The organism is Bradyrhizobium sp. CB1015 (assembly GCF_025200925.1).
In the GTDB taxonomy this organism is placed as follows: Bacteria; Pseudomonadota; Alphaproteobacteria; order Rhizobiales; family Xanthobacteraceae; genus Bradyrhizobium.
Genome location: NZ_CP104174.1, coordinates 6629720 through 6642925, shown reverse-complemented (window position 1 = coordinate 6642925; position 13206 = coordinate 6629720). Strand labels below are relative to the sequence as shown.

At 64.2% G+C, this 13206-nt stretch carries 13 protein-coding genes; 6 read left to right on the top strand and 7 right to left on the bottom strand.

Translation table 11 applies throughout. From position 1 onward, the window contains the following. Nucleotides 1–45 precede the first annotated feature (45 nt). Nucleotides 46–291 carry a hypothetical protein gene (locus N2604_RS31205; protein ID WP_260371846.1) on the top strand — a complete coding sequence of 82 codons (246 nt, stop codon included), beginning with the start codon at nucleotides 46–48 and terminating at the stop codon, nucleotides 289–291. Between the two features lie 632 nt (nucleotides 292–923). Next, entirely contained in the window at nucleotides 924–1733 is an 810-nt protein-coding gene (locus N2604_RS31200) for a substrate-binding domain-containing protein (protein ID WP_260376342.1), read from the top strand. On the opposite strand, the gene N2604_RS31195 is transcribed toward N2604_RS31200, so the two are convergent. Continuing rightward, nucleotides 1707–2405 (bottom strand): ABC transporter permease, encoded by a 699-nt coding sequence (locus N2604_RS31195; protein ID WP_260371845.1) that lies wholly within the window; start codon nucleotides 2403–2405, stop codon nucleotides 1707–1709. The two genes, N2604_RS31200 and N2604_RS31195, sit on opposite strands and share 27 nt — an antisense overlap. A 325-nt stretch (nucleotides 2406–2730) precedes the next feature. Between N2604_RS31195 and N2604_RS31190 the strand changes: the two genes are divergently transcribed. From N2604_RS31190 to N2604_RS31175, 4 genes are all read left to right on the top strand, one after another. Next, nucleotides 2731–3582 carry a 3-hydroxybutyryl-CoA dehydrogenase gene (locus N2604_RS31190; protein WP_212255255.1) on the top strand — a complete coding sequence of 284 codons (852 nt, stop codon included), beginning with the start codon at nucleotides 2731–2733 and terminating at the stop codon, nucleotides 3580–3582. A 136-nt stretch (nucleotides 3583–3718) separates the two neighbouring features. Further along, nucleotides 3719–4183 (top strand): group III truncated hemoglobin, encoded by a 465-nt coding sequence (locus tag N2604_RS31185; RefSeq protein WP_260371844.1) that lies wholly within the window; start codon nucleotides 3719–3721, stop codon nucleotides 4181–4183. Nucleotides 4184–4430: 247 nt separating this feature from the next. After that, nucleotides 4431–5084: a ubiquinol-cytochrome c reductase iron-sulfur subunit gene (locus N2604_RS31180; protein WP_260371843.1), complete on the top strand. Its 654-nt coding sequence runs from the start codon at nucleotides 4431–4433 to the stop codon at nucleotides 5082–5084. A gap of 130 nt (nucleotides 5085–5214) precedes the next feature. Next, on the top strand, nucleotides 5215–6942 hold the full coding sequence (locus N2604_RS31175) for a methanol/ethanol family PQQ-dependent dehydrogenase (protein WP_260371842.1): 1728 nt from the start codon (nucleotides 5215–5217) through the stop codon (nucleotides 6940–6942). A gap of 212 nt (nucleotides 6943–7154) precedes the next feature. On the opposite strand, the gene N2604_RS31170 is transcribed toward N2604_RS31175, so the two are convergent. From N2604_RS31170 to N2604_RS31145, 6 genes are all read right to left on the bottom strand, one after another. Then, entirely contained in the window at nucleotides 7155–7412 is a 258-nt protein-coding gene (locus N2604_RS31170; RefSeq protein WP_260371841.1) for a hypothetical protein, read from the bottom strand. 72 nt (nucleotides 7413–7484) lie between these two features. Next, nucleotides 7485–9797: a molybdopterin cofactor-binding domain-containing protein gene (locus N2604_RS31165; protein WP_260371840.1), complete on the bottom strand. Its 2313-nt coding sequence runs from the start codon at nucleotides 9795–9797 to the stop codon at nucleotides 7485–7487. Nucleotide 9798: 1 nt separating this feature from the next. Continuing rightward, the gene (locus N2604_RS31160) at nucleotides 9799–10251 is read right to left on the bottom strand and encodes a (2Fe-2S)-binding protein (RefSeq protein WP_197949683.1); all 453 of its coding nucleotides are present in this window, start codon (nucleotides 10249–10251) and stop codon (nucleotides 9799–9801) included. Between the two features lie 629 nt (nucleotides 10252–10880). Then, nucleotides 10881–11444, bottom strand: coding sequence for an S-(hydroxymethyl)glutathione synthase (gene gfa / locus N2604_RS31155; RefSeq protein ID WP_260371839.1), 564 nt, complete (start codon nucleotides 11442–11444; stop codon nucleotides 10881–10883). A gap of 31 nt (nucleotides 11445–11475) precedes the next feature. Further along, the gene (locus tag N2604_RS31150) at nucleotides 11476–12585 is read right to left on the bottom strand and encodes an S-(hydroxymethyl)glutathione dehydrogenase/class III alcohol dehydrogenase (protein ID WP_260371838.1); all 1110 of its coding nucleotides are present in this window, start codon (nucleotides 12583–12585) and stop codon (nucleotides 11476–11478) included. Between the two features lie 60 nt (nucleotides 12586–12645). After that, the gene (locus N2604_RS31145) at nucleotides 12646–13191 is read right to left on the bottom strand and encodes a c-type cytochrome, methanol metabolism-related (protein WP_409241655.1); all 546 of its coding nucleotides are present in this window, start codon (nucleotides 13189–13191) and stop codon (nucleotides 12646–12648) included. Nucleotides 13192–13206 lie beyond the last annotated feature (15 nt).

Genomic DNA, 13206 nt, shown 5'->3' with positions numbered 1-13206 from the left:
CTGGTCAGACTCGGACCAAGGGTGCCTATCGTGATGGAGCCCGATGTGCCCGTCGCCCCACTCGTTACGCCGAGGACGACGTTTGCAGGCGAGCCGATAGTGACCGTACCGCCGGCCGGAACCGTCGCGGTGTTCCAGTTCGAGCCGACCGTCCAGTCGTTGCTGGTGGCTCCGGTCCATGCCTGGGCCACCGCCGATCCCGTGAACAACGCCGATAGCGCCGCCACCGAGATGCTCGTCAACAGCCGGCGGCGGACCGCGGCACGCTTGCCTGTGAAGGATGAAAGGTAGTGCGGATGTGTGCCCTGATCGTCGCTCGATTGTCGTGAAGATGTCGCAGCCCCGATGCATTCGCGCATGGTGCACAGCCCTGTCGTTGTTCTTGCTACTGTGCCCCCGGATGGCAGATCGCCAGACATCATCGGCAGCGGATCGTGGTTGTTACGGTATGTGGCTGCCGGTGACCGGTCAATGCAGATCATTGCCCCGCATTGGGAAAGCTGCGCAGTGTGTTTCCGGTGCAACGTCAGGTCGTCTAAGTTAATGGAGCAGTAACCAGGCCAAATCTATCGGATGCCTGTGACGGCATGTTGCAGGAAAAGGCGAAAGAGCACTCGCATCCGCCCGAGTTACGAAACCCGCACAGTAGCCGATCATGCAATAATACCCCTGCTTTGCCCGACGCCGCAAGCGCGCTTTCGGCAAAACCGAAAATCATCAAGGATATCAACCCCATCGCTACTGTGCATGGGGTTGTTTTTTCACTTTTTGTTTTGCGGGCGCGCCTGGCCCGCGCCGGCACGCTTTTTCTGCCAGACGAGGTGCACCGCGCGCACCAACTCTCGTTGCGATCCAAGGCTGGGGTTTCCGTCGTCGCCGCGAGCCGCTATTCAGAACCGTCATTGTCTGGCCGAGGACGTCGCATGAGGAAGCTTGTCACCATCGGAGCGGTTCTGCTCTGGTCCAGCATCGCATCCGCACAGGATCGCACCATCACCGTGGCTTCGACCACCTCGACGGAACAGTCGGGGCTGTTCGGCCATCTGCTGCCGCTGTTCTCGAAGGCCGAAGGCATCGGCGTGCAGGTCGTCGCCGTCGGCACCGGCCAGGCGCTCGACATCGGGCGGCGCGGCGATGCCGACGTGGTGTTCGTCCATGACAGGCCCGCCGAGGATAAATTCATGTCCGAAGGGCAGGGCGTGAAGCGCTTCGACGTCATGTACAACGACTTCGTCATCGTCGGCCCCAAGAGCGATCCGGCGCAGATCTCGGGCAGCAAGGACGTAGCCGAGGCGCTGCGCAAGATTGCGACGGCGAAGGCGCCGTTCGTCTCGCGCGGCGACAAGTCCGGCACGCATGCAGCCGAGCTGAGGCTATGGAAGGAGGCCGGCGTCGACCCCAGTGCCGGCAAGGACAATTGGTATCGGGAGATCGGCCAGGGCATGGGCCCGGCGCTGAACATGGCTTCGTCGTCGAGCGCCTACCTCCTGTCGGACCGCGGCACCTGGCTGTCGTTCAAGAACCGCGGCGAACTCGCCGTCCTGACCGAGGGTGACAAGCGGCTCTTCAACCAGTACGGCGTCATGCTGGTGAATCCTGAAAAGCACCCGAACGTGAAGGCGAAGGAGGGGCAGGCCTTCATCGACTGGCTGATTTCGCCGCAAGGGCAGCAAGCGATCGCCGGGTACAAGGTCGGCGGCGAGCAGCTATTTTTCCCCAACGCGCCCCACTAGGACGAAGGCGACGGTCGACACCGCGACGCTGAGTGCGAGCAGGATCAGCCCGAGTCCGAGCGCCAGCGGCAGCTCGCCTTTGCTAGTTTCCAGCGCGATCGCCGTCGTCATCGTGCGGGTGAAGCCGCGGATGTTGCCGCCGACGATGATGATGGCGCCGACTTCCGCAATGGCGCGCCCGAACGCGGCGAGAAAGGCCGTCAGCAGCGAGGTCCGGCCGAGCGCGAACAGCAGGGCCATGCTGCGCAGGGCCGACAGCCCGTCGATCCGCGCCAGGTCGCCATACTCCGCCCACAAGAGGCTTGCCGGCCGGTGCACCAGCGCCACCACGATGGGAGTCGCCAGCAGCGTTTGCGCGATCACCATGGCGCCCGGCGTGAACAACAAGCCCGCCGCCCCGAACGGGCCGGACCGCGACAGCAAGAGATAGAGGGCGAGCCCGACCACGACCGGCGGAAGGCCGAGCAGCGCATTGGTCAGAATGACGATGACCTGGCGTCCCCGGAAGCGGGTGATCGCAAGCAGGGCTCCAAAGGGGGCGCCGATCAGGAGCGCGAGGATGCTGGCGGTCAGGCTGACCCGTAACGACAAGGCGACGATGCCCAATAGCTCGGTGTCGGCCTCGCCGATCAGCGCAAAGGCGGCACCGATGGATCGTGCAAAATCGTTCATCCGGTCTCGGGCAAGCTCCTGTTCCGCGGCAGCCCCGCGCCGCTCTTCTCGCTGCTGCCGCTGCCATAATCAAGACCGGCGGCAGGCCCCAACGGTTGGGCAGCCCCACCGGGGCCGTTGGAGCAAGGCTCAGGATGGCCGGAAAACGCGACCAAGGACCCATAGTCGAGGCACCTGGCCGCCCGCGGGCGGCTTTATTCCGGCCTCGGATGCGCTAATGAGCAGGACCGGGTCGCGCCAGCCCAATGGCGGTGCTAGACCCTGATGCAGGAACAATGGAGCGGGCTGCGACTGGCTCGCCCGCAAGGATGAAGGATGTGACGCAATGATCCAGACCGTTGGCATCATCGGGGCAGGGACCATGGGGAACGGCATCGCGCAGGTCTGCGCCGCCGCCGGCCTCTCGGTCGTGATGGTCGATATTTCCGATGCGGCGGTCAGCCGCGGCCTCTCGACCGTCGGCGGAAGCCTCGAGCGGCTCGTCAAGAAAGAGAAGATGTCGGCGGCAGACCGCGAGGCGACGCTCAAGCGCATCACCGGCACCACCGACCGGGCGAAGCTGTCGGATTGCGACCTCGTCATCGAGGCCGCCACCGAGAACGAGGAGCTCAAGGTCAAGATCCTGAAGGATCTCTGCGCCACCCTGTCGCCGCGCACGCTGGTCGCGACCAACACCTCCTCGATCTCGATCACCAAGCTCGCCGCCGCGACCGACCGTCCGGACCGCTTCATCGGCATGCACTTCTTCAACCCGGTGCCGGTGATGGCGCTGCTCGAGCTCATCCGCGGCCTGCAGACCTCGGACGACACCCATGCCAAGGCGCTGGATTTCGCCAAGCGTGTCGGCAAGGTGGCAATCACGGCCAAGAACAGCCCGGGCTTCGCCGTCAACCGCATTCTGTGTCCGATGATCAACGAGGCGATCTTCGCGCTCCAGGAGGGCATCGCGACGGCGGAAGAGATCGATGCCGGCATGAAGCTCGGCTGCAACCATCCGATCGGGCCGCTCGCCCTTGCCGATCTCGTCGGGCTCGACACCATGCTTTCGGTGATGGAGGTCTTTTACAAGGGCTTCAACGATCCTAAATATCGGCCAGCCCCGCTGCTGAAAGAAATGGTGGATGCCGGCCATCTCGGCCGCAAGACCGGGCAGGGCTTTTACACTTACACCGCCTGACGAAGGCATTGACGGCGGGCACCGAGTGTCCGCCGCCAGATCCCGCAATTTGCGCTGCGACAAAGACGCCGCGCGATCGGCCCCACAATGTCGAACGGGCAGCCTGCGGGGAACAACGGAACGGATAGCAAAGGACATGTCGGATCGACTGAAGGCCGAGCGGGAAGCTGCGGCCGCGCGGCGGAACCTGTTGACCCAGGATGCGATCGAGCGCACCGGGATCACCGAGGAGATGATCGCGGAACTCGTCACCCGCTTCTACGGACGTGTGCGCGAGGACGCGCTGTTGGGGCCCGTCTTCGCCGTCGTGCAGAACTGGGACGAGCATCTCGCCAAGCTTAGGGATTTCTGGTCGTCGGTCGTGCTGATGAGCGGTCGCTATCATGGCTCGCCGATGCGGGCACACCTGCCGCTGAGCCTGGTCGGCGGCCATTTCGATCGCTGGCTCGACCTGTTCGAGCAGACCGCGCGCGAGGTTTGCCCGCCGGCGGCAGCTGCGCTGTTCATCGACAAGGCGCGTCGTATCGCCGACAGTTTTGAAATGGCGTCGGCAACACTTGCGGGCCGCATCGCTTCGCCGCGTCACGTGCTCAGGTCGTGAAATACAGAATGCCCGCCTGAGCACGGGCGCAGCTTGCGTCGCGTGATGGCGCGTCGCACCAATTCCTGCAGCATCGATCTGATCTGCAAAATCATCATGCCGTTCGCGCAATGCGATGTAGAATTCGCGAAAACGCGCTTGATCGCGTTCAGTGTCGCTCAATCAAAGCGAGCAAAGCCACATTGATGCACTGCGGTGCCAAGTCTTCGCCTTGTTTTCGGCAGAGTTCCAGTGCCTGCTAGCGGGCATGGCTTGCGCATCCTTCGACACCAATTCCCCATCCACCGAGAGTGCTGCGGAACCCGACGCCGATGCGGGCGCCGAACAGACACGGCGATCCCTGCTGCTCGGTGCGCTCGCGACGACGGCGTGTCTCGGCTGCTCCGCCCAGGCCCGCGCAGGTGAGGATCCGCCCGGTTCGGACGAGCGGCCGCAGAAAGGCGATCTTCTCGTCTACTCCGAAGGTGACCAGGAGGGAAAGCTCATCACCGCGGCCGATCTCAAGGTCGGCGGACCGCCGGTCCATGCCTGGCCGAAGGACCCCACCTCAGCGGTGGTGCGCAGCGCCTCACGGCTCAACGAGATCCTGATCATCAAGCTCGATCCCGCCGACCTCGACGAGAAGACCCGCGCGCGGGCCGTGGACGGTATCATCGCTTATTCGGCGATCTGCTCGCATGCCGGCTGTCCCGTCACCGCGTGGGTGAAGAGCGATGTCGGCGACAAGGAGGTGTTCAAGTGCATGTGCCACAATTCCGAATACGATCCCCGCGCCGGCGCGCAGGTCGTGTTCGGACCGGCGCCGCGACGGCTCGCGGCGTTGCCATTGGCGCTGGCTGACGGATCGCTCAGCGTTGCCGGCAATTTCATCGGAAAGGTAGGTGGCGCGCAGCCAGGATGATGGACGGTTGCGGGCTGGGCCCGCGTCACGAATGGCCGCCTCCGCCGAAGCGCGGACGACGGGACGAACGACAAGAATTCACAACAAGAATTCAAGCGGATGAAAAATGGGAACGTCCATGAAAATCTCCATGACCAGGAAGCAATTCTACCTGTCCGGCTTCGTCGCCTTCACCTGCCTCGTTTCGACCGCCGCGCTGGCTGGCCCGATCGAGAACTATTCGCCCGTCACATCGCAGCGGCTGGAAAATCCGGAGCCAAGCAATTGGATGCTCTATCGGCGCACCTATGACGGGCACGGCTACAGCCCGCTCGACCAGATCAACACCTCCAACGTGAAGAACCTCACGCCGGTCTGGACCTTCGCCACCGGCGTCGTCGAAGGCCACGAGGCGCCGCCGATCGTCAATAACGGCGTGATGTTCGTGGCAACCCCGATGGGGCAGGTGATCGCGCTGAACGCGAAGACCGGCGACGAATATTGGCGCTACAAGCGGCAGCTTCCCGACGATCTGTTCCAGCTGCATCCGACCAGCCGCGGCGTCGGGCTCTGGGAAGACAAGCTCTATCTCGCCACCACCGACGACCACGTCGTCGCGCTCGATGCCAAGACCGGCAAGGTGGTGTGGGACACCAAGGTGCAGGACTACAAGAAGGGCCAGTACATGACCCTGATGCCGCTGATCGTCGACGGCAAGGTCATCGTCGGCGGCTCCGGCGGCGAGTTCGGCGTGCGTGGCTATGTCGCCGCCTATGACGCCAAGGATGGCAAGGAGCTGTGGCGCACCTTCACCATTCCGGGCGAGGGCGAGCCCGGGCACGACACCTGGCAGGGCGACGATTGGAAGAACGGCGGCGGCTCGGCCTGGATGACCGGCAATTACGACAAGGAGACCAAGACGATCTATTGGGGCGTCGGCAACGCCGCGCCGTGGCCGGGCGACTCGCATCCCGGCGACAATCTCTACACGTCATCGGTGCTCGCGCTCGATCCCAACACCGGCAAGATCAAGACCTATCACCAATATCACCAGAACGATTCCTGGGATTGGGACGAGGTCGACGCACCGATGCTGATCGACCTGCAACGCGATGGCCGCAACATCAAGAGCCTGGTCCATCCGGGACGCGACGCGATCTTCTGGGTGCTCGAGCGCACGCCAACCAAGATCAATTACGTCGCCGGCTGGCCGTTCGTCTCCACCGACGTCTGGAAGGGCATCGAGCCCGAGAGCGGCAAGCCGATCGTCGACCCCGCGCACAAGCCGGTCATGGGCAAGCGCGTGGAGTTCTGTCCGTCGCTGTGGGGCGGCAAGGACTGGCCGTCGGCGGCCTATAGCCAGAAGACCGGCCTCGTCTACGTGCCCGCCAACGAGAATTTCTGCGGCGGGTTCACCGGCGAGAAGGTCGCGCTCAAGCCTGGCGAGCTTTGGCTCGGCACCAAGCCCGAGGATATCGGCCTCAAGGCGAAGCCCGGCGCCGATCATTTCGGCGAGCTTCAGGCCTGGGATCCCGCCACCGGCAAGAAGGTTTGGCAGCACAACTTCCCGAAATCGCAGCTGTTCGGTTCGGTGACGGCGACTGCCGGCGAACTCGTCTTCGTCGGCGGCACCAACGACCGCAACTTCCGCGCCTTCAATGCCAAGACCGGCGAGCTGTTGTGGGAGCAGAAGACCAACTCCGGCATCATGGGCATGCCGGTGTCCTACGAGATCGACGGCACGCAATACATCGCGATCCAGTCGGGATGGGGCGTCGACGCACAGCGCATCCAGGATGCGCTCGTGACCAACAACATCGGCATCGAAGCCAACGTGCCGCAGGGCGGCGTCATCTGGGTCTTCGCGCTGAAGAAATAGCTCCGCGGGCGGATCGATAGAAGCGGAGCAGCAGGGGGGTGGTGAATGCGGCGGACGGCAACGTCCGCCGCATTTTTGCGGTGGGCCTGGTCAGCGCGCCACGTACTCCTCGTCATGCCCGGGCTTGTCCCGGGCATCCACGTTCTTCGCGCCGCGGCAAGGCCGTGGAAGGCCGGGACAAGCCCGGCCATGACGACAGTGGTGCGAAAGGGCTACTTCCCCTCGCGCTCGACCTTGTCCTTCTCCTTCTGGTTCATCTCGCGAATCTTGGGATCGGGATTGTGCTGCCCGGTGGTCTGGGTGGTGGAGGCGGGCGGGGCGTTGGCGTTGGGCAGCGAATTCTGGTCGGGCCCGGTTGGGCGCGTGGCTGTGGTCGGGGGCGTTGTGTTGCTCTGGGCGAGTGCGCCCGCGGCAGCCAAAAGAAAGGCGCCCGACAGCGAGACTGCGAGCGCCTTTGAGATGTTGGTCATCGATCTGCTCCTGTCAGATCGATGCAAACGGCGCGAGGCGCCTTGTGTTCCGCCTCGCGCTTCGGTTCCGTTTCACGCCTCCAATTGCTTGCCGATCGGAAGCGAGCGGATGCGTTTTCCCGTCGCCGCGAAGATCGCGTTGATCAGGGCCGGCGCGAACGGGGGAACACCGGGCTCGCCGACGCCGCTCGGCGGCGTGTCGGGTCCGGGCGGCACAATATAGACGTTGGTCACCGCAGGCGATTCGTCGATCCTGACGACCTGGAAGTCGTCAAAATTCTTCTGCTGCACCTTGCCGTCCTTGAAGGTGATCTCGCCGTATTTGGCAAGGCTCAGCCCCATGATCGCCGCGCCCTCGATCTGCGAAGCGATGCGCTCGGGGTTGACATAGGTACCGCAATCGATCGCGGTGTCGACCCGCGGCACCGTCAGCTTGCCCTTGTCGTCGACGGCGACCTCGACGATGGTCGCGATGTAGCTGACGAAGCTGCGGTGCACGGCGATGCCGAGACCGTGGCCCTTAGGCACCTTCCGTCCCCATTCACCCTTCTCGGCGACCAGCTCGACCACCTTGCGCAGCCGCGCGGTATCGATCGGGTAGCTGTCCTGGGGCTCGCCGTAATTCCAGAGGTCCTTCACGTTGGGCTTGACGATGCGAGGCGAGCCGATCAGCTCGAGCAGCATGTCCTTCTGGTCGCGGCCGGTCGCCTGCGCGATCTCGCCGACCATCGACTGGACGGCAAAGGCGCGCGGGATGTTCGAGACCGAACGGAACCAGCCGATGCGGGTGTGCGCGGCCGCTTCCGGATTCTCACAAGAGATGTTCGCGATCTCGAACGGCATGTCGACAAGGCCCATGCCGATCTCGAACGGCGCCTGATGCACCGTTCCGGCGGCAAAGGTCGAGGCGATGCTGGGAGCCACGCTGCGGTGGCGCCAGGCGATCACCTTGCCGCTCTTGTCGAGGCCGGCCTCGATCCGCTCGACCGAGACGGTGTGCAGGAAGCCGTTGTGGATGTCGTCCTCCCGCGTCCACTGCACCTTCACCGGCGCGCCGAGCTCTTTCGAGAGCAGCGCGGCTTCGAGCGCAAAGTCGCATTTCGACTTGCGTCCGAACCCGCCGCCGAGCAGCGTCACGTCGACCGTGACGTTGGCCTCGGGAATGCCGAGCGTCTTGGCGACGTCCTCGCGGGTGCCGCCGGGACTCTGCACCGGCGCCCAGATCTCCGCCTTGTCGCCCTTGACGTCGGCAACCGCCACCGGCGGCTCCATGGCGACATGGGCGAGGTGCGGAATGTAGTACTCGCCGACGATCACCTTGTCGGCGCTCTTCAAGGCAGCGTCCGCATCACCCTCCTTGCGCAGCACGAGGCCCGGCTTGCGCGAGGCTTCCTCGAGCTCCTTGCGGTAGGCGACCGAGTCGTATTTGCCGTTGGGCCCGTCATCCCAGACCAGCTTCAAGGCGTCGCGGCCCTTGATCGCCGCGCCGGTGTTGCGCGCGATCACCGCGACGCCGCCGAGCGGCTGGAACTTCGATGGCCATGGCCAACCGCGCACCTGCATCACCTTCTCGACGCCGGGGATCTTCAGTGCCGCTTCCGGCTCGAACTTGACCAGCTTGCCACCGGTCACCGGTGGGCGGGCGATCACGGCATATTTCATGCCCGGCAGCCGCACGTCGGCTCCATAGCGCGCCTTGCCGGTGGTGATGTCGTGGAGATCGACGATGCCGACCTGACCCTTGCCGAGATAGCGGAAATCCCGGGGGTCCTTCAGCTTGAGGCTTTCGATGCTCGGCACCGATTCCTTGGCGGCGTCCGCGGCCAGCTCGCCGAAGCCGAGCTTGCGGCCGCTGGCGCTGTGGACGACCTCGTGGTTGACCGCCTTGACCTCGGTCGCCGGCACGCCCCAGCGCTTGGCTGCGGCCTGCTCCAGCATGGTGCGGGCGGAGGCGCCGATCTGGCGCATCGGGATCAGATAGTGCCGCGTGCTGCGCGAGCCGTCGGTGTCCTGGTTGCCGAACTTCACCTCATCGCCATGAGCCTGCTGCACCTTGACCCTGGACCAATCGGCCTCCATCTCCTCGGCCACTATCAGCGGCAGGCTGGTGCGCACGCCGGTGCCCATTTCCGAACGGTGCCCGACGATGGTGACGATGCCATCCGCGCCTACCGAAACGAACACGCGCGGATCGACCACGACGCCGTGTGGCATTTTTCCGGCGCCGGTCTCATAGGCGAGCGCCTGGCGCGACATCACGGGGGCAGCGAGCACGAAGCCGCCGGTGACGCCGAGCCCCTTCAGGATGCTGCGGCGCGACACCTTCTCGACCTTGATGTGCTTTTCGAAGCCGCGCAGCTTGCGGGGATTGTCGATGAAATTCATGTCACACCCCCGTCGATGCGAGATGGACGGCGTTCTCGATGCGCTGGTAGCAGCCGCAACGGCAGATGTTGCCGGACATCGCCTCGCGGATCTGGTCATGCGAGGGCTTCGGGTTGTCCATCAGAAGCGCCGCGGCCTGCATGATCTGGCCGGCCTGGCAGAAGCCGCATTGGGGCACGTTGACCTGGCGCCACGCCTTCTGCACCGGGTGATCGCCATTCGGATGCAGCCCCTCGATCGTGGTGACCTCGCGTCCGGCGACGTCGTTGACCGACGTGATGCAGGCGCGCACCGCTTGCTTGTCGACGATGACCGTGCAGGCGCCGCACAGGGCCTGACCGCAGCCGTATTTGGTGCCGGTCAGTCCGGCCTCGTCACGCAGGAACCAGAGTAGCGGGAGATCCGGGTCACCGTCCCAGCTCTGTTCCTGGCCGTTGATCTTCACCTTGATCATGATCGTACCTCGCTCTTCATAAGCATGCCAAATTCAAACTTCGCCGCCGGTCGGGGCGACGGTTCGTGCGTCGTCTCGCCACGTCCTGCCGTGGTCCCGCGCGGGCAAATCCCGGAGGGAGGCAGGAACGCTGATGGCGATGTCTGGATGTGCTCGATGCCTCCCGTCTTCTTTTTGATTGATTGTCTTCGCGCGGCATCGTGACGGAGCGACCCTAGCAGAGATCGCTCCGACCCGGCGTTCACAGCCGGGTGTTCTCACCGGGAAAAGATTGCATCGACTGTTTGTCAAAAACAGGGCGCGTCATCCCGCGGCGTGCTGATCAAATGGGCGCAACGAAAAAAGCTTCGTCCGTCAGCAAGACCGAACGGACGAAGCAGTAGGCCTCAGTCGAGGGAGGGAGAACGCAGAGCACCGCGAACTTCAAGCAGGAAGCGGACGGTCCTGCGCAGTCATTCAGAGACCAGGACTGAGGAGCCGATGGTCCTTACTCACGCGTGGTGCAGAAGCGGCAACGCGCCGCAGTGGTCCCGGAGCGGGGACCTAGGCCGTTCGCTGGCGATGGTCGACGCCAGCGAGCGGATCGGGGCCGGCTAGGGCTCTCCGGCGGCCGCGTTCAAGCGGTCCTTTCAGGCAGCTTTGGCCTTCGCCACATGGGTCGCGATCGCGTCCATCAGCGCCGGCGACAGGCAGTCATAGGGCTCGAGGCCGATCTCCTTCAGCCGCGCACGGATGCCGGCCATCTGCTCTGGCTTCACACCCGATTCGATCACGGAGGAGACGAAGGCGGCGAATTGCGGCGCCTGCGAGCCCTGCTCCTGGAACAATTCGGGATGGATGAAATCGAGGCCATAGAACGGATGGTTCTTGTTCTCGATCCGGCCGTACATGTGCGTGCCGCAGGCCCTGCAGGCGTAGCGCTGGATCACCGCCGAGGGATCGACGATCTGGAGCTTGTCGCCGTTCTCGAGCACGGTGACGTTCTGGCGCGGCACCACGGCGACGACGGAGAAGAGCGCGCCTTGCGGCTTCCAGCACTTGGTGCAGCCGCAGGCATGATTGTGGGCGACGTCGCCCTTGATGCCGACCTTCACCGGGTGGTCGCTGCATTTGCAGACCAGCGTGCCGCCGGCGAAGTTGCCGCTGCCTTGCTTGATGCCGCTGTCGATCGAGGGATGGAGTGCAACAGTCATGGTCGATCCTCCTTGGTGTGACGTTTTCGAGCTAGAACACGACGACTGAACGGATGGACTTGCCCTCGTGCATGAGGTCAAAGCCCTTGTTGATCTCATCGAGCTTGAGCACATGAGTGATCATCGGATCGATCTGGATCTTTCCGTTCATGTACCAGTCGACGATCTTCGGCACGTCGGTGCGCCCGCGCGCACCGCCGAAGGCCGTGCCGCGCCAGTTGCGCCCGGTGACGAGCTGGAACGGGCGGGTGGCGATCTCCTTGCCGGCCTCGGCGACGCCGATGATGATCGAGGTGCCCCAGCCGCGATGGCAGGCTTCCAGTGCCTGGCGCATCACGGTGGTGTTGCCGGTGCAGTCGAAGGTGTAGTCGGCGCCGCCGTCGGTGAGGCCGACGAGATGCTGAACGATGTCGCCGGTGATCTTCTTCGGGTTGACGAAGTCGGTCATGCCGAACCTGCGACCCCATTCCTCCTTGGAGTCGTTGATGTCGACGCCGATGATCTTGTCGGCGCCGGCCATCTTGGCACCCTGGATGACGTTGAGGCCGATGCCGCCGAGGCCGAACACGACCACGTTGGAGCCGGGCGTGACCTTGGCGGTGTTGACGACGGCGCCGACGCCGGTGGTGACGCCGCAGCCGATGTAGCAGCTCTTGTCGAACGGCGCGTCCTCGCGGATCTTGGCCACGGCGATCTCGGGCAGCACGGTGAAGTTCGAGAAGGTCGAGCAGCCCATGTAATGGTAGATCGGCTTGCCCTTGTAGGAGAAGCGGCTGGTGCCGTCGGGCATCACGCCCTTGCCCTGCGTCGCGCGGATCGCGGTGCAGAGATTGGTCTTCTGGCTGAGGCAGCTTTTGCACTGCCGGCATTCCGGCGTGTAGAGCGGGATGACGTGATCGCCCGGCTTCACCGAGGTCACGCCGGGGCCGATCTCGCGGATGATGCCGGCCCCCTCATGTCCCAGGATCGACGGGAAGATTCCCTCGCTGTCGAAGCCGTCGAGCGTGTAGGCGTCGGTATGGCAGATGCCCGTCGCCTTGATCTCGACCAGGACTTCGCCGGCCTTCGGGCCTTCCAGATCGACTTCGACGATCTCGAGCGGCTTCTTGGCTTCGAAAGCAACGGCGGCACGTGTCTTCATCGCTAGCTCCTCAAATTCGCATCAGACGCCAAGAAGTAGTCTTGGCAGCCTTCGTAACGTTCATTTCTTGCCCATGCAGGCGTCTTCAGCCTTGGTGTAGGCCTCAGTCTTCTCCTCTTTTTTCGCAGGACGCTGCCGGCCCCAGGCTTCGGTTGAGCGCGCGCGGAGATAGACATAGAGGTCGTCCATGTAGCAGGCGACGTTCGGGTTGTCGCCGAAGGCCGGCATGACGTTCTCCTGCGCGGTCGAGATGTTCTTGCGGCCAGAGGCGACCACGCCGAGGAAGTCGCCGTAGCTCATCGACCTGACGGAATCCTTCAGCGCCGGTGCGTAGGTCGATCCCATGCCGTCGGGGCCGTGGCACACGTGGCAGTCCGAGTGATAGCGGCGGTATCCGGAATAGGTGAACCAGTCCACGGTGCCGTCGGCCGAAATCTTGTAGGTGGGATTTCCCTCCTTATCGAGCCACTTTCCGTCCTCTTCCTTCTTCACGGCGGCCGGGTCGCCCGGACCCTCCGCGACCGCAATTCCTCCGGACGCAACCAAGATCGTCGCAGCAATGACAAAGCAGATTTTACGCAAGAGCTTCTTCCCCTCGGCCGGCATTCGGTGGAGACGAGC

Excerpts from the sequence above, each read along its gene's own strand:
- N2604_RS31170 (WP_260371841.1), bottom strand. The coding sequence starts at position 7,412 with ATGACCAACATCTCAAAGGCGCTCGCAGTCTCGCTGTCGGGCGCCTTT.
- N2604_RS31150 (WP_260371838.1), bottom strand. The coding sequence starts at position 12,585 with ATGAAGACACGTGCCGCCGTTGCTTTCGAAGCCAAGAAGCCGCTCGAG.
- N2604_RS31185 (WP_260371844.1), top strand. The coding sequence starts at position 3,719 with ATGTCGGATCGACTGAAGGCCGAGCGGGAAGCTGCGGCCGCGCGGCGG.
- N2604_RS31145 (WP_409241655.1), bottom strand. The coding sequence starts at position 13,191 with ATGCCGGCCGAGGGGAAGAAGCTCTTGCGTAAAATCTGCTTTGTCATT.
- N2604_RS31175 (WP_260371842.1), top strand. The coding sequence starts at position 5,215 with ATGACCAGGAAGCAATTCTACCTGTCCGGCTTCGTCGCCTTCACCTGC.
- N2604_RS31195 (WP_260371845.1), bottom strand. The coding sequence starts at position 2,405 with ATGAACGATTTTGCACGATCCATCGGTGCCGCCTTTGCGCTGATCGGC.
- gfa (WP_260371839.1), bottom strand. The coding sequence starts at position 11,444 with ATGACTGTTGCACTCCATCCCTCGATCGACAGCGGCATCAAGCAAGGC.
- N2604_RS31180 (WP_260371843.1), top strand. The coding sequence starts at position 4,431 with ATGGCTTGCGCATCCTTCGACACCAATTCCCCATCCACCGAGAGTGCT.
- N2604_RS31190 (WP_212255255.1), top strand. The coding sequence starts at position 2,731 with ATGATCCAGACCGTTGGCATCATCGGGGCAGGGACCATGGGGAACGGC.
- N2604_RS31165 (WP_260371840.1), bottom strand. The coding sequence starts at position 9,797 with ATGAATTTCATCGACAATCCCCGCAAGCTGCGCGGCTTCGAAAAGCAC.
- N2604_RS31160 (WP_197949683.1), bottom strand. The coding sequence starts at position 10,251 with ATGATCAAGGTGAAGATCAACGGCCAGGAACAGAGCTGGGACGGTGAC.
- N2604_RS31200 (WP_260376342.1), top strand. The coding sequence starts at position 924 with ATGAGGAAGCTTGTCACCATCGGAGCGGTTCTGCTCTGGTCCAGCATC.